19 protein-coding genes are annotated in these 23,326 nt (G+C 60.5%); 9 read left to right on the top strand and 10 right to left on the bottom strand.

Going from position 1 to position 23,326, the window contains the following annotated elements; genetic code table 11:
- Nucleotides 1-7 precede the first annotated feature (7 nt).
- Entirely contained in the window at nt 8-901 is an 894-nt protein-coding gene (locus tag TU73_RS09145) for a DMT family transporter (protein ID WP_162276342.1), read from the bottom strand.
- A gap of 160 nt (nt 902-1,061) precedes the next feature.
- On the opposite strand from TU73_RS09145, the gene TU73_RS09140 reads away from it, so the two are divergent.
- Nucleotides 1,062-2,486, top strand: a complete 1,425-nt coding sequence (locus TU73_RS09140) for an aminotransferase-like domain-containing protein (RefSeq protein ID WP_057011911.1) — start codon at nt 1,062-1,064, stop codon at nt 2,484-2,486.
- Between the two features lie 121 nt (nt 2,487-2,607).
- Here the strand turns inward: TU73_RS09140 and ppsR are convergent, their stop codons facing one another.
- Complete coding sequence (gene ppsR, locus TU73_RS09135; protein WP_003193298.1) at nt 2,608-3,426, bottom strand: posphoenolpyruvate synthetase regulatory kinase/phosphorylase PpsR; 819 nt, start codon at nt 3,424-3,426, stop codon at nt 2,608-2,610.
- Nucleotides 3,427-3,604: 178 nt separating this feature from the next.
- Between ppsR and ppsA the strand changes: the two genes are divergently transcribed.
- From ppsA to TU73_RS09095, 8 genes are all read left to right on the top strand, one after another.
- Nucleotides 3,605-5,980 carry a phosphoenolpyruvate synthase gene (gene ppsA, locus TU73_RS09130; protein ID WP_043047082.1) on the top strand — a complete coding sequence of 792 codons (2,376 nt, stop codon included), beginning with the start codon at nt 3,605-3,607 and terminating at the stop codon, nt 5,978-5,980.
- Between the two features lie 106 nt (nt 5,981-6,086).
- A complete protein-coding gene (locus tag TU73_RS09125) occupies nt 6,087-7,076 on the top strand; it encodes an alpha/beta fold hydrolase (RefSeq protein ID WP_057011910.1) in 990 nt (329 codons plus the stop codon).
- Nucleotides 7,077-7,305: 229 nt separating this feature from the next.
- Nucleotides 7,306-7,797 carry a ribonuclease E activity regulator RraA gene (rraA, locus tag TU73_RS09120; RefSeq protein ID WP_046071661.1) on the top strand — a complete coding sequence of 164 codons (492 nt, stop codon included), beginning with the start codon at nt 7,306-7,308 and terminating at the stop codon, nt 7,795-7,797.
- A gap of 25 nt (nt 7,798-7,822) precedes the next feature.
- Nucleotides 7,823-8,818, top strand: coding sequence for a zinc transporter ZntB (locus tag TU73_RS09115; RefSeq protein WP_057011909.1), 996 nt, complete (start codon nt 7,823-7,825; stop codon nt 8,816-8,818).
- Between the two features lie 87 nt (nt 8,819-8,905).
- Nucleotides 8,906-9,151 carry a hypothetical protein gene (locus TU73_RS09110; protein ID WP_005790375.1) on the top strand — a complete coding sequence of 82 codons (246 nt, stop codon included), beginning with the start codon at nt 8,906-8,908 and terminating at the stop codon, nt 9,149-9,151.
- Nucleotides 9,152-9,153: 2 nt separating this feature from the next.
- On the top strand, nt 9,154-9,978 hold the full coding sequence (locus tag TU73_RS09105; protein WP_003193288.1) for a mechanosensitive ion channel family protein: 825 nt from the start codon (nt 9,154-9,156) through the stop codon (nt 9,976-9,978).
- A gap of 87 nt (nt 9,979-10,065) precedes the next feature.
- Nucleotides 10,066-10,656, top strand: a complete 591-nt coding sequence (sigX, locus tag TU73_RS09100) for an RNA polymerase sigma factor SigX (protein ID WP_003193286.1) — start codon at nt 10,066-10,068, stop codon at nt 10,654-10,656.
- A 107-nt stretch (nt 10,657-10,763) separates the two neighbouring features.
- The gene (locus tag TU73_RS09095) at nt 10,764-11,744 is read left to right on the top strand and encodes an OmpA family protein (protein WP_046071663.1); all 981 of its coding nucleotides are present in this window, start codon (nt 10,764-10,766) and stop codon (nt 11,742-11,744) included.
- A 60-nt stretch (nt 11,745-11,804) separates the two neighbouring features.
- On the opposite strand, the gene cobA is transcribed toward TU73_RS09095, so the two are convergent.
- The 8 genes from cobA to TU73_RS09055 all read right to left on the bottom strand — a co-directional run bounded on the left by cobA (nt 11,805) and on the right by TU73_RS09055 (nt 23,082).
- Nucleotides 11,805-12,548, bottom strand: a complete 744-nt coding sequence (gene cobA, locus TU73_RS09090; RefSeq protein WP_057011908.1) for a uroporphyrinogen-III C-methyltransferase — start codon at nt 12,546-12,548, stop codon at nt 11,805-11,807.
- Nucleotides 12,549-12,557: 9 nt separating this feature from the next.
- Nucleotides 12,558-15,266: a nitrate reductase gene (locus tag TU73_RS09085; protein WP_057011907.1), complete on the bottom strand. Its 2,709-nt coding sequence runs from the start codon at nt 15,264-15,266 to the stop codon at nt 12,558-12,560.
- Nucleotides 15,266-15,583: a nitrite reductase small subunit NirD gene (gene nirD, locus TU73_RS09080; RefSeq protein ID WP_005790365.1), complete on the bottom strand. Its 318-nt coding sequence runs from the start codon at nt 15,581-15,583 to the stop codon at nt 15,266-15,268. The genes TU73_RS09085 and nirD overlap by 1 nt, the downstream gene beginning before the upstream one ends.
- Nucleotides 15,580-18,033: a nitrite reductase large subunit NirB gene (gene nirB / locus TU73_RS09075; RefSeq protein ID WP_057011906.1), complete on the bottom strand. Its 2,454-nt coding sequence runs from the start codon at nt 18,031-18,033 to the stop codon at nt 15,580-15,582. Before nirB ends, nirD begins: the two co-directional genes overlap by 4 nt.
- 224 nt (nt 18,034-18,257) lie before the next feature.
- Nucleotides 18,258-19,928, bottom strand: coding sequence for a bifunctional protein-serine/threonine kinase/phosphatase (locus TU73_RS09070; protein ID WP_057011905.1), 1,671 nt, complete (start codon nt 19,926-19,928; stop codon nt 18,258-18,260).
- Complete coding sequence (locus TU73_RS09065; RefSeq protein WP_057011904.1) at nt 19,928-21,139, bottom strand: nitrate/nitrite transporter; 1,212 nt, start codon at nt 21,137-21,139, stop codon at nt 19,928-19,930. Before TU73_RS09065 ends, TU73_RS09070 begins: the two co-directional genes overlap by 1 nt.
- Before the next feature lie 154 nt (nt 21,140-21,293).
- Nucleotides 21,294-21,869, bottom strand: coding sequence for an ANTAR domain-containing response regulator (locus TU73_RS09060; protein ID WP_057011903.1), 576 nt, complete (start codon nt 21,867-21,869; stop codon nt 21,294-21,296).
- 13 nt (nt 21,870-21,882) lie between these two features.
- Nucleotides 21,883-23,082, bottom strand: a complete 1,200-nt coding sequence (locus tag TU73_RS09055) for a CmpA/NrtA family ABC transporter substrate-binding protein (protein WP_057011902.1) — start codon at nt 23,080-23,082, stop codon at nt 21,883-21,885.
- Nucleotides 23,083-23,326 lie beyond the last annotated feature (244 nt).

The raw sequence follows: 23,326 nt of genomic DNA, 5'->3' as shown, positions 1-23,326 counted from the left end.
TTAGGGGTCAATTTTTCTTGGCCAGGAGTTTTTCGATGGGCAACTTGGTGATCGCAAAGCCGGCCAGCAGGATCGCCGAGTACAGCATCAGGTCGCGGGAAATTTCCACGCCTTCGTACCAGGCACCGATGATGACCGCGAACACCGGGAAGATGATAAAGACGAACGACAGGATGATCGGGCTCAGGCGCTTGAGCAGCATGAAATACACGATGAACCCGCCTACAGAGGCCACCAGCCCCAAGTAGAACAGCGCACTCCAGGAACGCAGGGTGATGGCGTTGAAGACCGGCGTTTCAAACCACAGGCCGGCCACGAACAGCATCAGCCCGGCAATGCCGATGGGCAGGGTGTTGTAGGTAATCACGCTGATGGCGCTGCCTTTTTGCTTGGTGATGACATAGCACAAGGCATGCATGATCGCCGCGCTCAGGATAGCCAGTACACCGAAGAACTCGGCGTGGTCCAGGTGCAGGCCCTGGCTTCTGATGATCATGTAGAGGCTGGCGAACCCGATGCCGATGCCGACCACCTGTGAGAAGTAGATGCGCTCACGCAGGAACAGCGCGGAAAAGATCAGGATGAACACCGGCATGCAGCTGAACAGCAGGGCGGTGAGCCCGGACGACACATGCATCTCGCCATAGTTGAGCAGGTAATAAGGAATGCTGAAGTAGGACAGGGTCACGAATACGAAGAACCAGCGACTTTCCCGGGGGAACAGGATCGGCTCGCGCCGCACCAGGGCAAAACACAGGAATAACGGAAAGGCAATCAGGAAGCGCAGGCCGGCAGACGTCAGCGGCGGCACGCTCTCCACGGCAATCTTGATGCCCAGCCAGGTAGTGCCCCAGCTCAGGCATACGATGAGGAACATCACGCTGGTCACCAGCCCGGCCAACCACTGTTTTTGCGTTTTTGTTTTTGCGGTGCTTTCGAGAACGGCGGACATTGGCATCGTTTATTGCTTCCCTGAGCCGAAATTGAACTCTATATTGAACTTGTAATGAGGTATGTTTATCGGCGATTGAACCCGTAAAAGCACACTATTAGGGCAAAAGATGACTGTCAAAACAAATATTGACATGGTGTCAATTATGCGTGAGGGGTTGTCCAGCGGGCAGGGCGTGAAGTACAAGCGCTTGTCCGATGTCATGGAGCGGGGCATCCTCGAAGGCTTGATTGAACCGGGACGAAAGCTGCCTCCCCATCGGGTGCTTTCCGACAATCTGGGGGTGACCATCGGCACCATCAGCCGCGCCTATGGTGAGCTGGAGCGCCTGGGGTTGGTGGTCGCGCGGGTAGGTGATGGAACCTTCGTGCGCAAGCGTGGGATGGAGCGCCAGCGCGATGAGGGCTTTCGCAATTTCAGCGAGGAGCCGCGCCAATACTTCGACATGAGCCGCAACATGCATATCCCTGGGCAGGAGACGGCGTTTCTCGCCCAGAGCTTCCAAACCCTGTCGACCAACGCCAAGTTTCTTCAGGACATCAGTGCCTACACCCCCGACGCCGGCCTGCCGCGTTACCGTGAAGCCGGTGCGCAGTGGCTGGTGCAACGCGATTTCCATCCGATTCCCGAGCAGGTCATCTGCGTCAATGGCGGCCAGCATGGTTTGTTATGCGCAATGATGGCGTTGCTGCGCGCTGGCGATACGGTGGTCACCGAGCAACTGACTTACCCGGGGCTGATTACCGCTGCGCGCATGCTGGGTGTGCGGCTGATCGGCCTGGAAATGGATGAGGAGGGCGTGCTGCCCACGGCGCTGGATGAGGTTTGTCGTAATCACCGGATCTCGGCGTTGTACTGCACGCCGACTATCCAGAATCCGACGACGGCGGTGTTGTCGGTTGCGCGCCGCGAAGCCTTGGCCAAGGTGTGCCGCGAACACAACCTGCTGATTCTTGAAGACGAAGCCCACGGCGTGCTGGTGGAAGATCGTCCGCCGCCCCTCAGCTATTTCGCGCCTGAACGTACGATTTTGATCAGCAGCCTGAGCAAGGCAGTGTCGGCAGGGTTGCGGGTGGGCTACGTGCACGCGCCACCGGCACTGGTCAGCCGCATCTCGGCGGCACTGCGCTCGACCTGCTGGATGGCCACGCCCGTGACCCTGGAGCTGGCCACTCAATGGATCGAGAACGGCACGGCGGAGTACCTGTTGCGCCAGCAGATCAGCGAAATCAGCCGGCGCAAAGCCTTGGTGAGCGACCAGTTGGGCGGCCTGGCCTATCGCACTCACCTTAATAGCCCGCACTTCTGGATTGAAGTGCCGGAGCCTTGGCGGGCATCGGAAATCGAGGCAGAGCTCAAGCAGAATAATTACCTGATCGCTACTGCCGAGGCGTTCGCCGTGGGTCAGACGGCGGTGCCGCAGTTTATTCGGGCGAGTATCTGCAACACGTCGGGCGATGATCAGCTATTGCGCGAGGGCTTCGATGCGCTGGCGACCGCGCTGGGGCAGGGGGGCGGGCGGTTTCATCTGTAAATCCGCGTTACCGTTCATCGCAGGCAAGCCAGCTCCCACATTGGACCGAAATCCTTCTTTGGAATACGGTCAAAATGTGGGAGCGGGCTTGCTCGCGAAAGCGCCAGTTCAGGCAATACAACTATTTGAATCTGCGCTCCACACCCTTCTCCACCAAAATCTTCGCTGAAATCTCTTCCACCGAAAAATGCGTGGAATTGATGTGCGCAATATTCTCGCGACGGAACAGATTTTCTACTTCGCGCACTTCAAACTCACACTGGGCATAGCTGGAATAGCGGCTGTTGGGCTTGCGCTCGTTGCGGATGGCGGTCAGCCGGTCCGGGTCGATTGTGAGGCCGAACAACTTGTGCGAATGCGCACGCAGGGCGGCAGGCAACGTCAGGTGCTCCATGTCATCTTCGGTCAGCGGATAGTTGGCCGCACGGATGCCGAATTGCATGGCCATGTACAGGCAGGTCGGGGTCTTGCCGCAGCGCGACACGCCCACCAGAATCAGGTCGGCCTTGTCGTAGTAGTGGGTGCGGGCGCCATCATCGTTGTCGAGGGCGAAGTTCACCGCCTCGATCCGCTCCATATAGTTGGAGTTGTGCCCGATGGAGTGGGACTTGCCGACGGAGTACGATGAATGCTCGCTCAGCTCCTGTTCCAGCGGCGCCAGGAAGGTCGAGAAAATGTCGATCATGAAACCATTCGACGTTGCGAGAATCTCACGAATGTCTTGATTGACGATGGTGTCGAAAATGATCGGACGAAATCCGTCTTTTTCAGCCGCCAGATTGATTTGTTGTACCATGGCCCGCGCTTTATCCACGCTGTCTATATAAGGCCGCGTGAATTTGGCGAAGGTAATGTTTTCGAACTGCGCGAGCAGGCTCTGGCCCAATGTTTCGGCTGTGATGCCGGTGCCGTCGGAAATAAAGAAAGCAGATCGTTTCATTTGAGCCCTGGGCCTTAAGCTGATGGCGAATCTTGGATATGATAGGCGCGATTTTGCCGTCCCGCAGTGGGCCGCATTCTCACTTATTTTCCAGGTCCAGGCCACAAGCGCTGGCGTTAGCTCCTACTGAGCAGCCGGCGTCCTGAGCTTTTCCAACACAGAAAGTGGAGAGATCACCTTGGTAGAGTACGTAGTTTCCCTCGATAAGCTCGGCGTCCATGATGTAGAGCACGTAGGGGGCAAGAACGCATCCCTCGGCGAGATGATCAGTAATCTTGCAGGCGCTGGTGTCTCGGTGCCTGGTGGTTTCGCCACCACGGCCCAGGCTTACCGCGACTTCCTTGAGCTGAGCGGCCTCAACGCCCAGATCCACGCGGCGCTGGACGCCCTGGACGTCGATGACGTCAACGCCCTGGCCAAGACCGGCGCCCAGATCCGCCAGTGGATCATGGAAGCCGAGTTCCCCGAGAAGCTCAACGAAGAAATCCGTACCGCCTTCGCGACCCTGTCCGCCGGTAACCCGGACATGGCCGTGGCCGTGCGCTCCTCGGCGACCGCCGAAGACTTGCCGGACGCCTCCTTTGCCGGCCAGCAGGAAACCTTCCTGAACATTCGCGGCGTCGAAAACGTGATCCGCGCAGCCAAGGAAGTGTTTGCCTCCCTCTTTAACGACCGTGCGATTTCCTACCGCGTACACCAAGGGTTCGACCACAAGCTGGTGGCCCTGTCTGCCGGCGTGCAGCGCATGGTGCGTTCGGAAACCGGCACTGCCGGCGTGATGTTCACCCTCGATACCGAATCCGGCTTCCGTGACGTGGTATTTATCACGGGTGCCTACGGTCTGGGCGAAACCGTCGTGCAAGGCGCGGTCAACCCCGACGAATTCTACGTGCACAAGCACACCCTTGAGGCCGGCCGCCCGGCCATCCTGCGCCGCAACCTGGGCAGCAAGGCGATCAAGATGATCTACGGCGACGAGGCCAAGGCCGGTCGCTCGGTGAAAACCGTTGACGTCGACAAGGCCGAGCGCGCGCGTTTCTGCCTGACCGACGCTGAAGTCAGCGAACTGGCCAAGCAAGCGATGATCATCGAGAAGCACTACAAGTGCCCGATGGACATCGAGTGGGCCAAGGACGGTGACGACGGCAAGCTGTATATCGTGCAGGCCCGTCCCGAGACCGTGAAGAGCCGCACTTCGGCCAATGTCATGGAACGCTACCTGTTGAAGGAAACCGGCACCGTACTGGTGGAAGGCCGTGCCATCGGCCAGCGCATCGGCGCCGGCAAGGTGCGGATCATCAAGGACGTGTCCGAGATGGACAAGGTCCAGCCCGGCGACGTGCTGGTCTCCGACATGACCGACCCGGACTGGGAACCGGTGATGAAACGTGCCAGCGCCATTGTCACCAACCGTGGCGGGCGTACCTGCCACGCGGCGATCATCGCCCGTGAGCTGGGGATTCCTGCGGTAGTCGGTTGCGGCAACGCCACCCAACTGCTCAAGGACGGCCAGGGTGTGACCGTGTCCTGCGCCGAAGGCGACACTGGCTTCATCTTCGAAGGTGAGCTGGGCTTCGATATCAAGCAGAACTCCATCGACGCCATGCCTGACCTGCCGTTCAAGATCATGATGAACGTCGGCAACCCGGATCGCGCATTCGATTTTGCGCAGTTGCCGAACGCCGGTGTGGGCCTGGCCCGCCTGGAGTTCATCATCAACCGCATGATCGGCGTGCACCCCAAGGCCCTGTTGAACTACGACGGCCTGCCGCTGGACATCAAGGAAAGCGTCGACAAGCGCATTGCCGGCTACAACGACCCGGTAGGCTTCTACGTCGAGAAACTGGTCGAAGGCATCAGTACCCTGGCGGCGGCGTTCTACCCGAAAAAGGTCATCGTGCGCCTGTCGGATTTCAAGTCCAACGAATATGCCAACCTGATCGGCGGCAAGCTCTACGAGCCGGAAGAAGAAAACCCGATGCTGGGTTTCCGCGGTGCTTCACGCTACATCAGCGAAGCGTTCCGTGACTGCTTCGAGCTCGAGTGCCGTGCACTCAAGCGCGTGCGCAACGAGATGGGCCTGACCAACGTCGAGATCATGGTGCCATTTGTGCGCACCCTGGGCGAAGCGAGCCAGGTGGTCGACCTGCTCGCCGAAAACGGCCTGACCCGTGGCGAGAACGGCCTGCGCGTAATCATGATGTGCGAGTTGCCGTCCAACGCCATCCTGGCTGAAGAGTTCCTGGAGTTCTTCGACGGGTTCTCCATCGGCTCCAACGACCTGACCCAGCTGACCCTGGGCCTGGACCGCGACTCGGGGATCATCGCTCACCTGTTCGACGAGCGTAACCCTGCGGTCAAGAAGCTGCTGGCCAACGCCATCCAGGCCTGTAACAAGGCCGGCAAGTACATCGGTATCTGCGGCCAGGGCCCTTCGGACCACCCTGACCTGGCCAAATGGCTGATGGAGCAGGGCATCGAAAGCGTCTCGCTGAACCCCGATTCCGTGCTGGAAACCTGGTTCTTCCTGGCGGAAGGCCAAGCGTCCGCCTAAGGTCGCGATGTCAAAAGTGCCGGTCACTCGTAGAGGGTGACCGGCATTCTTATCTGTACAGGGCGGAACTCCTTGCGGACGCCGCCCTTTTTTGTGCAAGAGCATTATGCAAAGCAGCAGCAAACTATTTCCTGTCGCCTTGATCAGCGCTGAGCGTCGTGGCGACCTGAGTGAAGATGTGTACCGGCTCAAGCCCGGCAACAGTCCCGACGGCACTGTCGAACTGGCCGTTACCCGTTTGGGCCTGGCCAATGTCCCTGAAAACCGGGGCACGCCGATTATTCTGTTGCACGGCAGTTTTTCCAATCGACGCTTCTGGTACTCCCCCAAAGGCATCGGCCTGGGCGCTTACCTGGCGCGCCGGGGCTTTGATGTGTGGGTTGCGGAAATGCGCGGGCATGGCCTGTCCAAGCGCAACCAGGATTACGCCAGAAACCGTGTTGCTGATTACGCACGCTACGATTTGCCTGCCATCGGTGCGTTTGTGCGTGAGCAAAGCGGGCAAATTCCCCATTGGATCGGGCATTCCCTGGGTGCCACGACCTTGGCGGCGGCCCTGGGGGGCCAACACCTGGGGGCGTCATTGGTAGCGTCGGTGGCCTTGTTCGGCTGCCAGGTCAGTCGCACCCATTGGCCATTGAAAATTCCACCGGTGGAGTGGGGCGGTCGATTTATCCTCAAGCGCCTCGCCCAGGTGTCCGGCCCGCGATTCAAGCGCGGCCCGGAGGACGAGCCGGCCGGTGTGATGATCGAAGCGATGCGCTGGAACGGCCTGTTTGGCCGGTTTGGCGATGCCGAGCGTGATTGGTGGAAGGGCCTGGCAGAGGTCGACGTGCCACTGCTGGCGGTCAGCGCGGCCGGTGACCGCCAAGATCCTGACTGGGCGTGCCGCCAGCTCTTCGAACAAGTCGGCAGCGAGCATCGTCAGTACCTGTGCCTGGGGCGCAAACAAGGTTTCAGTGAGGATTTCGGGCATGTGCAGATGCTGGTCAGCAAGGCCGCGCAGGCCGAAGTGTGGCCATTGGTGGAGCGTTGGTTGCGAGAGCCGCTGACACCTTTATTCGGTACGCAGCCCGACATGGCCGCGGCGGTTTGACGAAACGCTCTACCAAGGGCGTTTCACTCTTGAGTGGTTGCGGCTAAGATATGACGCGCCAGGCACTTCTGGTCATATTCAGTCGCGCAACGTGTATTGCGTTGCACCGAGGTGGATCTGATCATGGCCGCCGCTGACCGACACGCACTTAAAGAATGCCTGTCGCGGCGCGTTTTCCTGATGTACAGCGTGGATGTTTGACCTCTTCTTTGACGACAGGAGTTTCTCGATGAACCATTACGTGACCCCCGACCTGTGTGACGCCTACCCGGAGCTGGTGCAGGTAGTGGAGCCGATGTTCAGCAACTTCGGTGGCCGAGACTCCTTTGGTGGCGAGATTGTCACCATCAAATGCTTCGAAGATAACTCCCTGGTCAAGGAACAGGCGGACCAGCCAGGCGCCGGCAAAGTCATGGTGGTCGATGGCGGCGGTTCCCTGCGTCGTGCATTGCTGGGGGATCTGATCGCCGAGAAAGCCGCGAAAAACGGTTGGGAAGGGCTGGTGATCTACGGTTGCATCCGTGATGTCGACGTTATCGCCCAAACCGACCTGGGTGTGCAGGCGCTGGCCTCGCACCCGATGAAAACCGACAAGCGTGGTCTGGGTGACCTGAACGTGGTGGTGACGTTCGCCGGCGTGACGTTCCGTCCGGGCGAGTACATCTATGCCGATAACAACGGCGTGATCGTATCGCCCAGCCCGCTGAAAATGCCTGAATAAACCGCAGTAGCCGATAGGGGTGAGGATGTTCGAGGAAGAGAACGCGCAATGGGGGCTTGTGCATGCCCTGGTGCTGGACGGTAAAGGCGGTGCGCGTTCGATTGCCCGGACTGAGCTCGACGATTTGCAAGTGCAGCCCCATGAAAGCCTGTGGTTGCATTGGGATCGCAGCCATCCCCAGACCCAGACCTGGCTACGCAAATCCAGCGGCCTGAGCGAGTTTGCCTGTGACCTGCTGCTGGAAGAGAACACTCGCCCACGGCTGTTGCCGCTGCCGGACGCCGAATTGCTGTTGTTTCTGCGCGGGATCAACCTCAACCCGGGCGCCGAGCCCGAGGACATGGTTTCGGTACGTATCTTCGCCGCCGCCAATCGTGTGATTTCCCTGCGTTTGCGTCCGCTGCGTGCGACCGATGAGCTGCTGGTGCAATTGGCGGAGGGTAAGGGCCCACGGACTGCTTCTGAACTCATCCTTTATATGGCCCAATACCTGACCAATAAAGTGCAGGATCTGGTCACGTCCTTGTCTGAAATCGTCGATGCCGAGGAAGAAAAACTCGATGCCGACGAACGGTATACCCCGGAGCACGGCAGTGTCTTGCAGATCCGTCGGCGAGCGGCAGGGCTCAAGCGTTTCCTGGCGCCGCAACGGGATATTTTTGCCCAACTGACGCGAATCAAACTGGCGTGGTTTTGTGACGACGATGCCGACTATTGGAATGAATTGCACAACAGCCTGACCCGTTACCTGGAAGAGCTGGAATTGGCGCGAGAGCGCGTGGGGCTTGTGCTTGAGGCCGAAGATAGGCGCTTGAGCGTGCGCATGAACCGCACCATGTACCGCTTTGGGATCATCACCGGGATCTTCCTGCCGATGAGTTTTCTCACCGGGTTGCTTGGTATCAATGTGGGGGGCATTCCGTTCTCTGCCAGCCCTTATGGATTCATGATTGCCTGCCTGTTGATGGTCTCGGTGGCATTGGGGCAGTGGTGGTTATTTCGACGATTGCGCTGGGTTTGACCTGAATATGAGCTGAACGTAAGAAGGGGCCGATGTGACCCCATGAAATTTACCCTCGTCTTTTAAAACACTTGCGAGAGGTCTCTTATGCACGATCCGTTCGAACAGTCTTTGCGTGACATGCTCAATGCCTCGCCATCCAACCGTGATGACGATGCTTGCCTGGGTCGCGTACTCAAAACCGCCAACCGTCAGGTCGGGGCGGGAGATCTGTTCGGTCTGCTCGGGCGCTGGCTGCCGGCATTGATGATGGCCCTGAACAACGGTTCGGCCCATGTCTCACCGGTTTCCCGTCGTAAACCTCTTGCTCGCACTGCTGATAAGGCTGATTGAATATGGAACTTGATCTCTGGACCCAGAGCCTGGTCACTGCGATGACCGCATTGTGGACCAAGGTGGCGAATTTCATTCCCAACCTGTTTGGTGCCCTGGTCCTGGTATTGCTGGGTTTTGTCGTGGCCAAGTTGCTCGATACCCTGCTGTCCAAGTTGCTGGCGAAACTGGGGTTGGATCGCCTGATGGCCGGCACCGGTCTTACCAAGTTGCTGGGCCGGGCAGGGTTGCAAGTGCCGATTTCGACCCTGATCGGCAAGATCGTGTACTGGTTCGTTCTACTTATTTTTCTGGTTTCTGCGGCTCAGTCCCTTGGACTTGAGCGAGTTTCAGCTACGCTCGACATGCTGGCACTGTATTTGCCGAAAGTCTTCGGTGGCGCGCTGGTGCTGCTGGTGGGGGTTTTACTGGCGCAACTGGCCAACGGGCTGGTGCGCGGGGCCGCCGAAGGCGTGGGGTTGGACTACGCGGCAGGCCTGGGGCGAATCGCCCAGGGGCTGGTGATCATCATCAGTATTTCCGTCGCGATCAGCCAGTTGGAGGTCAAGACTGACCTGCTCAACCACGTGATTGTGATTGTTTTGATTACCGTTGGTCTGGCCGTTGCGCTGGCCATGGGCTTGGGAAGCCGGGAAATTGCCGGCCAGATTCTTGCGGGAATCTATGTGCGTGAGCTGTATCAAGTTGGGCAACAGGTGCGTGTGGGCGAGGTCGAAGGGCAAATCGAGGAGATCGGCACAGTCAAGACAACCGTGCTGACCGATGACGGGGAACTGGTGTCGCTGTCCAACCGGATTCTCCTTGAGCAGCAGGTCAGTAGCCGCTAACCCGGCAAACCCTGCTAATGTACGCCGCCGCGAACCCGGGTGACCGGGTTGCAACGGACATTGACCTGACTGTCGGCACGACTTGTTTTGAATAAAGCCCAAACGCTGTCCACGCGCTATGACCCACGTGAGCTCTCTGATGAGGAGTTGGTCGCGCGCTCGCACACGGAGCTGTTTCACGTAACACGTGCGTACGAAGAATTGATGCGCAGGTATCAACGCACTCTGTTCAACGTTTGTTCAAGGTATTTGGGGAACGATAGAGATGCGGACGATGTCTGTCAGGAAGTGATGCTCAAGGTGCTCTACGGCCTGAAGAACTTTGAGGGCAAATCGAAGTTCAAAACATGGCTGTACAGCATCACGTACAACGAGTGCATCACGCAGTATCGGAAGGAACGGCGAAAGCGTCGCTTGATGGACGCTTTGAGTCTGGACCCCCTTGAGGAGGCGTCTGAGGAAAAGGCGCCGGCACCCGAGGAGAAGGGCGGACTTGATCGCTGGTTGGTGCATGTGAACCCGATTGACCGGGAAATTCTGGTGCTTCGCTTTGTCGCAGAGCTGGAATTCCAGGAAATCGCTGACATCATGCATATGGGCTTGAGTGCTACAAAAATGCGTTACAAACGTGCTCTTGATAAATTACGTGAGAAATTTGCGGGCGAGACTGAAACTTAGTGCGTAGCAAATATCTCTTACGTGTAGGCAAGTTCTGTTAGACTTGTCGCCGAGTTGTCCCCCGGTTTGTGGGACTGCTTTACAATCACCAGATGGGGATTTAACGGATGAAACTGAAAAACACCTTGGGCTTGGCCATTGGTTCTCTTATTGCCGCTACTTCTTTCGGCGTTCTGGCACAAGGCCAAGGCGCAGTTGAAGGCGAGCTGTTCTACAAGAAGCAGTACAACGATAGCGTCAAGCACATCGAAGACGGCTTCAACCCAGGCGCTCGCATTGGTTACTTCCTGACCGACGATCTGTCGTTGAATCTGTCGTACGACAAGACCAACCACACCCGTTCGAACGACGGCACTGGCAACCAGAAGATCAAAGGTGACACTGGCAGCCTCGTTGCCCAGTACCACTTCGGTCAGGCTGGCGTTGATAGCCTGCGTCCATACGTTGAAGGCGGTTTCGGCCACCAGAGCCGTACCAACGTCAAGGCTGATGGCCACAGCGGTCGCGACCAGACCACTTTCGCTACCATCGGTACCGGCGTGAAGTACTACTTCACCAACAACCTGTACGCACGTGCTGGTGTTGAAGCTGACTACGGTCTGGACAACGGCAAGTGGGACTACTCCGCACTGGTTGGCCTGGGCGTGAACTTCGGCGGTAACGCTGGCGCAGCTGCTCCAGCTCCTACCCCAGCACCAGCTCCAGAGCCAGTTCCAGAGCCAGAAGCTCCGGTTGCTCAGGTTGTTCGTGTTGAGCTGGACGTTAAGTTCGACTTCGACAAGTCGGTTGTTAAGCCTAACAGCTACGGCGACGTGAAAAACCTGGCCGACTTCATGGCTCAGTACCCAGACACCAACGTAGAAGTTGCTGGTCACACTGACTCCATCGGTCCAGACGCCTACAACCAGAAGCTGTCCCAGCGTCGTGCTGACGCTGTTAAGCAAGTCCTGGTTAAAGATGGCGTAGCTCCTAGCCGCATCACTTCCGTAGGTTACGGTGAGTCCCGCCCAGTTGCTGACAACGCAACTGAAGCTGGCCGCGCTGTTAACCGTCGCGTAGAAGCTGCTGTTGAAGCCACCGCTAAGTAATTAGCCTGGCTTTATAAAAAAACCCGGCTTAGGCCGGGTTTTTTTCGCCTGCGATTTGCCTCAGGCGCTGGCCGCTGCAGCTACCCAAGCCGTCTGTGCGGCAGCAGCAACGTGGCCAATCACCAGGATCGCCGGGCTTTTCAAGGCGAATGCCTGCGCGTCCTCATGCATCCGCGCCAGCTCGCTGCGGCATTCGCGCTGTTGGGGCAGCGATGCGTTTTCAATCATCGCCACAGGCATATCAGCCGCCATGCCGCCTTCCAGTAGTTGCTGGCGAATTTCCTCCAGCTTCGCCACGCCCATGTACACCACCAAGGTGGTCCCACCTTCGGCCAGTGCGCGCCAGTTCAATTGGCTGTCGTCCTGGGTATGGGCTGTGATTAATGTCACGCCGCGACTGACACCGCGCAGCGTTAGTGAAATATCGCAGTTGGTCGCACCGGCCAGCCCCGCTGTGATGCCATTGATCAATTCAACTTCAACGCCGCGCTCGCGCAGCCACAGCGCCTCTTCACCACCGCGACCAAAGATGCACGGGTCGCCGCCCTTGAGCCTCACCACACATTTACCCTGGCGTGCATAACGCAGCATCAGGCGATGGATAAATTCCTGGGGCGTGGAGCGGCAGCCACCGCGCTTGCCGACAGTCACCACCCGTGCAGCGTTACAGTGTTGCAGTACTGCCGGGTTGACCAAGTCATCGATCAGCACCACATCCGCCTCATGCAGGGCCCTGACCGCCTTGAGGGTCAGCAATTCCGGATCACCGGGCCCGGCGCCTACCAGCCACACTTTTGCGCTCATGTTTTTCCCTCACACACTGATCGCGATTGGCTGCGGGGTGCTGGCCAAAAGACGTTTGATTTCCGGTACGCAGGAGCCGCATTGCGTGCCGCAGCCCAGTTCCTGCTTGAGGCCGTCCAGGCCCAGGCCCTGCGCAATACCTGCGCATACGGCGTTTTCACTGACGTTCTTGCAGTTGCACACAATCTTGCTGCTGGCCGCCGCACCGCCTGGTGGCGCGCTTAATGGCGCCAGCAGCCAGCGTCGCAGTTGCTCGTCGGCACGGCCTTCCAGCCATAGGCTTTGCAGCCAGTGACGGGCCAGGGTTTCGCCGGCCAGGCGCAGGGCAGTAATACGACCTTTCTCGATCTTCACGCGTTTGCCAATTGAACGACGCGGGTCGTCATAGGCCATAACCGGACCGTCGTTCAGGCCCAACAATTGGTCAATGCGGTTCAGCAGCCCCAGGTCGGGTGCCTCGGTATGTGCCGCCCGCACCAGCAGGGCCGGTCTCTCACGTCCGGCCAGGCTCAGGCTCACGTAGGCAAAGCCCTCACACAGCGGGCGAAGGGCGTCGAAGTGTTGCTGCACATCGCCCTCGATCAGCGCGAACAGTTGCCATGGCAGTTGCACCGCTTCCAGGCGCACGCCGCTGTGCTTGAGTTCCGGCTGCTTGGACAAGGGATCGAACGCCGGCTGGGTGAGGACGTTCACGCCGCCCTTGAGAAAGCGGTCGCCCCAATGCATAGGCAGAAACGCCTGGCCGGGGCGCACGCTGTCATCGCTGCTGACGGCGACGATCACATTGCCTCGACGGCTTTTCAGGTTGACCAGGTCACCTTCTTTGAAACGATGGCGACGCAGTTCGTCCGGGTGCAGGCCAAGCAATGCCTCGCTGACATGCCCGAACAACTGCGCGGCCGTGCCGGTGCGGCTCATGCCATGCCACTGGTCGCGCAGGCGCCCGGTGATCAGGGTCAGGGGGAAGCGTGCGTCACGCTGTTCCTTGGCGGCGCGGTAAGGGTCGGCGACAAACCGCGCCCGGCCATCGTCCGTGGGGAAAATACCGTCGGTGTACAGACGCGGCGTACCCGTCTGCGCGCCCTCGGGAAATGGCCATTGCTGTGGGCCGAGCTGGTCGAGCAGGGCATGGCTGATACCCGACAAGTCCAGGTCACGGCCTTGGGTCAGTTGCTTGAATTCATCAAACAACTGCGCCGGCCCTTCAAAGGCGAACAGGCTGGGCGCGCCCGGCCGCAGGCGGTGTTCCAGGCGTTGTGCAAAATCCACGGTGATTGCCCAGTCCGCCCGCGCTTCTCCCGGTGGGGCGATGGCACGGCGTACGTGGGAAATGCGCCGTTCGGAGTTGGTCACCGTACCGTCCTTTTCACCCCAGCTGGCAGCAGGCAGCAGCAGGTCGGCATAGGCAGCGGTTTCGGTGGTGCGGAACGCCTCCTGCAACACCACGAACGGGCACGCCGCCAGGGCTGCGCGCACGGCATTCTGGTCCGGTAAGGATTGGGCGGGGTTGGTGCAAGCGATCCACAGCGCCTTGATCTTGCCGGCCTGCACCTGTTCAAACAGTTCGATCGCAGTGAGACCGGTGGGCGCCGGCAGTTGATCCACGCCCCAATAGCTCGCGACCTCGGCGCGATGTTCAGGGTTGGCCGCGTCGCGGTGGCCCGGCAGCAGGTTGGACAGGCTGCCGGTCTCGCGCCCACCCATGGCATTCGGTTGCCCAGTCAGGGAAAACGGCCCGCAGCCCGGCCGGCCAATGGTGCCCGTGGCCAGGTGCAGGTTGATCAACGCGCTGTTTTTCGCGCTGCCAGCAGTGGATTGGTTAAGCCCCATGCACCACAGCGACAAAAAGCTACTGGAAGTGCCTATCCACTGGGCGCACAGGCGCAACTGCTCGACACTGATGCCGCACAGTTGCGTGACCATTTGCGGCGTGTAGTCATGCACCAGGCGTTTGAGCTCGGCCAGGCCCTCGGTGTGGGCCTGGATAAAGGCGTGGTCGATCCAGCCTTCCCACAGCAGCAGATGCAAGATCCCATGGAACAACGCCACATCTGTCCCCGGCAGGATTGCCAGGTGCAGGTCGGCCAAATCGCAGGTGTCTGTACGCCGAGGGTCAATCACCAGCACTTTCATCTGCGGGCGTTGCGCCTTGGCTTGCTCCAGGCGTCGGAACAATACTGGGTGGGCATAGGCCATATTGCTGCCGACGATCATCACGCAGTCGCTGTTTTCCAGGTCTTCATAGCTGCACGGCGGCGCATCGGCGCCCAGGCTGCGCTTGTAGCCGACCACGGCCGAAGACATGCACAGCCGTGAGTTGCTGTCGATATTGTTGGTGCCAACCAAGGCCCGAGCCAATTTGTTGAAGCTGTAGTAATCCTCGGTCAGCAGTTGCCCCGAGATATAGAACGCCACGCTGTCGGGCCCATGTTCGGCGATGGTATCGGCGAACACAGTGGCCGCGTGTTCCAGGGCGGTGCCCCAATCGGTGCGTGTGCGTGCCAAGTCCTTGCCCAGGCGCAACTCCGGGTACAGGGCGCGGGCGCTTAAATCGCCGGTCAGGTGCAGGCTCGCGCCTTTACTGCACAATCTGCCGAAGTTGGCCGGGTGGCTCGGGTCGCCTTGCACCCCCAGGATCTGTTCGCCGTCATGCTCGATCAGCACGCCGCAGCCCACCCCGCAATAACAGCAGGTGGACGCGGTGGTCTGGCGGTTCATCAACCAGCGTCCCGTAGGGCCAGCATCACCCGACCGTTTTCCACCCGGGCCTGGTGATGGTGGGCGCAGCCGATATCCGGGGCCTGGGCTTCGCCGGACGCCAGGTCAATCTGCCAGTTGTGCAGCGGGCAGGCCACGCGCTTGCCGTAGATCAAGCCTTGGGACAGCGGGCCGCCCTTGTGCGGGCAACGGTCGTCGAGGGCGAAGACTTCGTCGTCACTGGTGCGGAAAATCGCGATATCGCCTTTCGGCCCACTGATGATGCGCGAGCCCAGGGTATTGATTTCATCTAGGGCGCAGATATCCAGCCAGTTCATAGCGAGACCTCCAGCTGTTTGACAGGGATAACGTCGAATTCCTTTTTCAGCAGCGGCTGTTCCAGGCGCTCTTTCCACGGGTCCTGCTCGAATGACAGCGAGAACTGCAGGCGCTCGTTGAGGGCCTTGCGGCGGGCCGGGTCCTCGAGCACCGCCTTCTTGATATGCTCCATGCCAACCCGTTGCAGGTAGTGCACCGTGCGCTCCAGGTAGAACGCTTCTTCGCGGTACAGCTGCAGAAACGCGCCGTTGTATTCGCGCACCTCCTCGGCGGTTTTCAGCTTGACGAAGAACTCCGCGACTTCGGTCTTGATCCCGCCATTGCCGCCGATGTACATCTCCCAGCCCGAGTCGACGCCGATGATTCCGACATCCTTGATCCCCGCTTCCGAGCAATTGCGTGGGCATCCGGAGACCGCCAGCTTGACCTTGTGGGGCGACCACATATTGAACAGGTCATGCTCCAGCTCGATGCCCAGTTGCGTGGAGTTCTGCGTACCGAATCGGCAGAACTCGCTGCCCACGCAGGTTTTCACGGTGCGGATGGACTTGCCGTAGGCGTGGCCTGACGGCATATCCAGATCCTTCCATACGCCCGGCAAGTCCTGCTTCTTGATGCCGAGCAAGTCGATACGCTGGCCGCCCGTGACCTTGACCATCGGCACGTTGTACTTGTCGGCCACGTCGGCAATTCGGCGCAGCTCCGAGGGGTTGGTCACACCGCCCCACATCCGTGGGACTACCGAATAGGTGCCATCTTTCTGAATATTGGCGTGGGCCCGCTCGTTGATCAGCCGCGATTGCGGGTCGTCCTTGGCCTCGCCGGGCCAGGTGGAAATCAGGTAATAGTTGAGGGCCGGGCGGCAGGTGGCGCAGCCATTGGGCGTGCGCCAGTTGAGGTAACGCAGGGTGGCGTCGATGGTCAGCAGGTGCTGCTCGCGGATGGCCTGGCGGATCTGCCCGTGATTGAGATCGCTGCAGCCGCAGATGGCCTTTTCGCTTTTGGGTTTGACGTCGGCAGCACCGCCCACGGTGTTGATCAGGATCTGTTCCACCAGGCCAGCACAGGAGCCGCAGGAACTGGCGGCCTTGGTGTGTTTTTTCACCTCGTCGACGCTGAACAAGCCCTGTTCCTGGATCGCCTTGACGATGGTGCCCTTGCACACGCCGTTGCAGCCACAGACTTCGGCGCTGTCGGCCATGCTCATGGCCTTGTCCTGCCCTTGATGGCCGACGTCGCCCAGCGCATTCTCACCGAACATCAGGTGATCGCGGATTTCGCCAATGGCGTGGTTCTCGCGAATCTGGCGGAAATACCAACCGCCATCCGCGGTGTCGCCGTACAGGCAGGCGCCGACCAGGATGTCATCCTTGATCACCAGCTTCTTGTACACGCCGCCGATCGGATCGGAGAGGGTGATGGTCTCGGTGCCTTCGCCGCCCATGAAGTCGCCGGCAGAGAACAGGTCGATGCCGGTGACTTTCAACTTGGTCGAGGTGACCGAGCCCTTGTAGGTGGCAAAACCCAGCTGGGCCAGATGGTTGGCGCAGACCTTGGCCTGTTCGAACAAGGGCGCCACCAGGCCGTAGGCGATGCCGCGATGGCTGGCGCATTCGCCGATCGCATAGATGCGCGGGTCATAGGTTTGCATCGTGTCATTGACCAGGATCCCACGGTTGCAGGGGATGCCGGACTTTTCCGCGAGTTCGGTATTGGGGCGGATGCCGGCGGCCATCACTACCAGGTCGGCGGGGATGACGTCGCCATTCTTGAACTGCACCGAGCCAACCCGGCCATTGCCGGCGTCGTGCAGGGCCTGGGTCTGTTCGCACAGGCGAAACACCAGGCCACGGCTTTCCAGCTCGGTCTGCAGCAGTTGGCCGCTGGTTTTGTCCAGCTGGCGTTCCAGCAACCATTCGCCCAGGTGCACCACGGTTACATGCATGCCGCGCAGCATCAGGCCATTGGCAGCTTCCAGGCCGAGCAGGCCGCCGCCGATCACCACCGCATGCTTGTGGGTCTTGGCGGTGTCGATCATGGCCTGGGTATCGGCGATATCGCGGTAGCCAATCACGCCCTGCAGGGTGTTGCCGGGGATCGGCAGGATAAACGGCGTGGAGCCGGTGGCGATCAGCAGGCGATCATATTCGGCCTCGGTGCCGTCTTCGGCGATGACTCTGCGCTTGACCCGGTCGATCTGCACCACCTTGCGGTTGAGCAGCAACTTGACGTTGTTGTCCAGGTACCAGTCCAGGTCGTTGAGCACGATCTCTTCGAAGGTTTGCTCACCGGCCAGCACCGGCGACAGCAGGATGCGGTTGTAGTTGGTGTGGGGCTCGGCGCCGAACACGGTGATGTCATAAATGTCGCTGCTGAGCTTGAGCAATTCTTCCAGGGTACGCACCCCGGCCATGCCGTTGCCGATCATCACCAGTTTGAGTTTTTTCATGTCGCTCTCCGACCAAACACGCGCAAACAAAAAAAGGCGTCCCCGCTAGTCAGCTAGCGAGGACGCCTTTGTCCTGGTCCCGTTCTCTCGGGAAGCACGCGCCTTCGTCGTTGAAGGGGCGGCTGTATGTGGGTTGTTGGGAAAGCTAATGCAGCAGCTGTGCCAAGTTCCCATGGCCCCAGTTTTATTGGGCGTTTAAATAGAGCCTCGGCGGATTTTGCCCGTTAGTGGTGCAAAAGCCAGTACATCAGCACCAGATTGATCAGCAGCGAAGCCACCGCCAGGGTCTGCCACACCTTGAGCGGTTCGCGCTCCAGCAAAGGCCGTGGTCGTACACTGAGTTCGCGGCGGTCGGCCTGTTCCAGTACCAGCAGCCATTCTTCGGCGGTTTCATAGCGTTGGGCGGGAAGGGCGGCTACGGCACGTTCCAGACTCAGGGGCAACCAATCCGGCAAGTCGGGGCGATAGCGGCTGGCGCTGACCGGCTGGTTGAAGCGCGGGCGTTGAAAGGCTTCGATTTCGCCGTAGGGGTAATGCCCGGTCAGCAGGTAATACAAGGTCACACCAACGCCATACAAATCCTGTTGCGCCGTAGGCTGCTCGCCACCGAAGGCTTCCGGTGCGATAAAGCTCGGGGTGCCGGGCAGCAGATGGGCGCGGTCTTCAGACAGCCCAGGGCAGTAGGCCAGGCCGAAGTCCAGCACTCGCAGTTCGCCATCGTCCCCCAGCAGCAGGTTTTCCGGCTTGATATCGCGGTGCAGGATCTGCCGGCGATGCAACAGGCCCACGGCCCGCAGCAAACGTTCGGCGATCGTCTGCCACTGCGCCAGCGGCAACGGGCCTTGCTGCTGGAACAGCTGGGCCAGGGTCTGCCCGGGATATTCGCGCATCACGTAGTACAAGTGCTGACGACCACTGGCGGCGTGGACTTCAGGAAAGGCGCGGCCGGCGACTCGGCGCAGGAACCATTCTTCCGACAACAAGGCTTGGGCCGCGTCGGTGTCGTCGTCGTGGCTCAGTGGCAGGGTCTTGAGCAGCCAGGGTTGTTGCTGGGCATCGCGGACCCGGTACAGCAGCGACTGCCGACTCTGGGCCAGCACGCTCTCTACTCGCCAGCCTTCAAAGATCTGGCCGGCCTTCAGCGCTGGCGGCAGCGGCCATTGCTGTAACTGCACCAGGGCGTCGCCGAGAGTGGCGGCGCCGAGTCGGTCGATACGCACCAGTACGGCGCTGGCGTTGTCTTGGCTGCCGGCCAGGTGCGCAGCGTTGACCAGGGTGCTGACGGCCAGGTCGAGGTCGCTTTGTTCACGCAGGATCGTGCCGATGCTGGCGTCGCCCAGCGTGGCCCACACCCCGTCGCTGAGCAGCAGGAAGCATTCACCTTCGCGCAGTTCGCCGTCGAGGAAATCCAGCACCAGGTGCTGATCCAGGCCGAGGGCGCGCTTGAGCACATGTTGCATGCCCGGCTGTTCCCACACATGGTCTTCGCTGATGCGTTGCAACTCGCCGTTGAGCCAGCGATATACTCGGCAATCGCCGACATGGGCGAGGGTGAAACGCCGGCCGCGAAACACCAGGGCACTGAGGGTTGTCAGCAGCGGTTGCCCGCCGCCATTGGCCTGCAACCAGCGGTTTTGCGCCAGCAACAGGCGCTCCAGCGCCTGGGCTACGCCCCAGGTCTGCGGCGTGGCGTAGTAGTCCAGGGCCAGGGCCTGCAGCGTCGAGCGCGCGGCCAGACCACCGTCGGCGCATTGGCTGACGCCATCGGCCAGTGCGCACAGGTAGCCTTTGCTCGCCGCCAGTTCCGCCATGGGTGTGACCACGCGCAGCGCGTCCTGGTTTTCGCTGCGCGGGCCGATGGCACTGGCCTGGGCGACGCTCAGTTGCAGGCTCATCAGACGCGTGCGGCGGTCACGGCGGCCGATCCCCAGGTGGTTCTCCAGCGCCGTTTCACGCCATGCAGGCCGAACCAGGCCAGCACACCGAGGCTGGCGAACAACCATAGGGCCAGTTGATAACTGCCGGTACTCTGCTTGATCGCACCCATACCGGCGGCGAGGGCGAAGCCACCAATGCCGCCGGCCATGCCGATCAGCCCGGTCATCACGCCGATTTCCCGGCGAAAGCGCTGGGGCACCAGTTGGAACACCGCGCCATTCCCGGCGCCGAGGCCGAGCATGGTGCAGACGAACAGCGCCAATGCCGCGTAAGAACTCGGCAGGTTGAAACCTACGGCAGCGATGCACACCACTGCCACGCTGTACATGCCGAGCAGGGTCTTGATCCCGCCGAAACGATCCGCCAGGGCGCCGCCCAAGGGCCGCATCAGGCTGCCGCCGAACACGCAGGCGGCGGTGTAGTAGCCGGCGGTCACCGGGCTCAGGCCGTACTGGTCGTTGAAGTAGCCGGGCAGGGCGCTGGCCAGGCCGATAAAACCGCCGAAGGTCACGCTGTAGAAGAACATGAACCACCAGCTGTCGCGGTCGCCCAGGGCCTTGAAGTAGTCGGCCATGGATTTGGCTTTCGGCCGCTCTGGGGCATTGCGTGCGAGCCAGGCGAACACGATCAGCGTCAGCACCAGCGGAATCAGTGCAAAGCCGAACACATTGCTCCAGCCGAATGCGGCCGCCAGCACCGGTGCCAGCAATGCGGCAAACACGGTGCCGGAGTTACCGGCCCCGGCGATGCCCATGGCCTTGCCCTGGTGTTCCGCCGGGTACCACTGGGACGCCAAGGGCAGGGCGACTGCAAAGGAGGCACCGGCCATGCCCAGGAACAGGCCCAGCAGCAAGGCTTGCTCGTAGCTGTGGATCCCCAGTTTCCAGGCACAGAACAGCGCCACGATCACAATCACCTGGCCGATCAGCCCGGCGGTCTTGGGCGACAGCTTGTCGGCCAGCATGCCCATCAGAAAACGCAGCAACGCGCCGGCCAGGATCGGTGTCGCCACCACCAGGCCACGCTGTTGAGTGGTCAGCTGCAGGTCGGCGGCAATCTGCACCGCCAGCGGGCCCAGCAGGTACCAGACCATGAAGCTCAGGTCGAAATACAGGAACGCGGCGAATAGGGTCGGGGTGTGCCCGGATTTCCAGAAGCTTGATTTCATCATGCACCTCAACGGTTGGGGGCTAGGGGGCCAAAACGCAAAAAACGCCGCCACCAGGTTCGCGAGGGGCAAACCGGATGGGCGACGTCTTTGTCGTGGAGGGGCAACCGCCGTTGGCTACCTGTCAGGATTGTTTAGCAAGAGCTGAGCCAGATCAGCCGAGCAACTCGCTCATGGCAATAATCTGCTCCGCCACCTGGATCAGTTTCTGTTGGCGACTCATGGCCTGGCGGCGCATCAGGGTGTAGGCCTCTTCTTCATTGCAGTCCTTCATTTTCATCAACAGGCCCTTGGCCAGCTCGATGCGCTTGCGCTCGGCCAACTGCTGGTCGCGGGCGTGCAGTTGGGCGCGCAGGGCCTGGTCGCTCTCGAAGCGGGCCATGGCCACATCAAGGATCGGTTGCAAGCGCTGGGCCTGGATGCCTTCGATAATGTAGGCACTGACCCCGGCCCTGATTGCCTGGCGCATCACGTTCGGGTCGTGCTCATCGGTAAACATCACGATGGGCCGGGGTTGGTCGCGGCTGACCAGCACCACTTGCTCCATCACATCGCGACCGGGTGACTCGGTATCGATCAGGATCACGTCCGGGCGCACCGTTTCGACGCGTGCGGGCAGGTCGATGGTCAGGCCCGACTCATCGATCACTTCGAAACCAGCCTCGGTCAGCGCAGCCTTGAGGCGCCCGACCTTGCGCGCAGTGTCATTGATCAACAGGATTCGCAGCATTGTCATACCCCTTTCAGCGCAGCGCTTGGCGGCTGGCGTCATCGGCCAGGGCATGCAGGCGGAAGCTGCGGGCGTAGCCGGCAGGGTCGGAGCCGTCCCAGGTCTTGCCGTCGATCAACTGGCTGCTGCGCATCTCTGAGTCGCCGGCGGCAATGCCCAGCGTCTCGGCCGCCTGGCGATACAGCGCCAGTTGCTGCACCTGCCGGGCGACGCCCAGGTAGTCAGGGTCTTCACGCAGCAAGCCCCAGCGTCGGAACTGGGTCATGAACCACATGCCGTCGCTGAGGTAGGGCAGGTTCACCTCGCCACCGGCGAAAAAACGCAATGCGTGGGGATCTTGCCACTGGTTGCCCAGGCCATCGTCATAGTTGCCCAGCAGTCGCGGCTCTATACAGTCCAGTGGGGCGTCCAGGTACTCACGGGCACTGAGCAATTGCGCAGTGGAGCGGCGGTTTTCACTGCCCTGTTCGATAAACCGGCTGGCCTCGAGAATCGCCATCACCAGCACGCGGGCGGTATTGGGATACTCGTCGACGAAGGCCTGGGTGCAGCCCAGGACTTTTTCCGGATGATCGGGCCAGATCGACTGGCTGGTCGCCAGGGTAAAGCCTTGATTTTCCTTCACTGCGCTGGCGCTCCAGGGTTCGCCGACACAAAACCCCTCGATGCGTCCGGCTTGCAGGTGCGCAACCATCTGCGGTGGCGGCACCACTACGCTGTTCACATCCCGCAACGGATGAATGCCTTGGCTGGCCAGCCAGTAATACAACCACATGGCGTGGGTGCCGGTGGGAAATGTCTGGGCAAAGGTCAGTTTCGTCCGGCTTTGGTGCACATGGCGCTCCAGTGCCTCAGGAGTGACCACACCTTGGGTCTGCAGGCCGCGGGACAGGTTGATGCTCTGGCCGTTCTGGTTCAGCCCCATCAGCACCGCCATGGGGCAAGGGGCGACACCGCCGATGCCCAGATGCACGGCATAGATCAGCCCGTAGAGACTGTGGGCGGCGTCCAGTTCGCCGCTGACCAGCTTGTCACGCAGGTTGGCCCAGGACGACTGGCGCTTGAGATTCAGCGTGAGGCCATAGGGTTGGGCAAAGCCCTGGGTGGCGGCAACTACCAGCGAGGCGCAATCGGTCAATGCCATGAAGCCCAGGTCGAGGCTGCTTTTTTCCGGGGCGTCACTGCCGTTTACCCAAGCCAGTGGATCGTTCATCAACACCTGCCTTTTTCCAGGAAAGCCGTGATTCCCTGGGGTGGCGGTGCAGGCCATTGCAGGGTAACCACGCCTATGTGCGTAGGCTCGCCGAGTCTTTGGCGCGGGCCTGTTACAGAGTGCATAGCAAGGCACATGCCATGGGCTGGAGGGTGGGTTCTGCCGTCAGCTTTCCATCATGATTGAACCTCCTGCGCCTCGCAGTATGGCCGCTTCTTCAAGCCATACAGCCCAGGAATCCTGA

It is taken from the genome of Pseudomonas libanensis, from assembly GCF_001439685.1.
GTDB classification, from domain to species: domain Bacteria; phylum Pseudomonadota; class Gammaproteobacteria; order Pseudomonadales; family Pseudomonadaceae; genus Aquipseudomonas; species Aquipseudomonas libanensis.
Note: the sequence above shows the minus strand (reverse complement) of the source record. Positions and strands in the feature narration are given on the sequence as shown.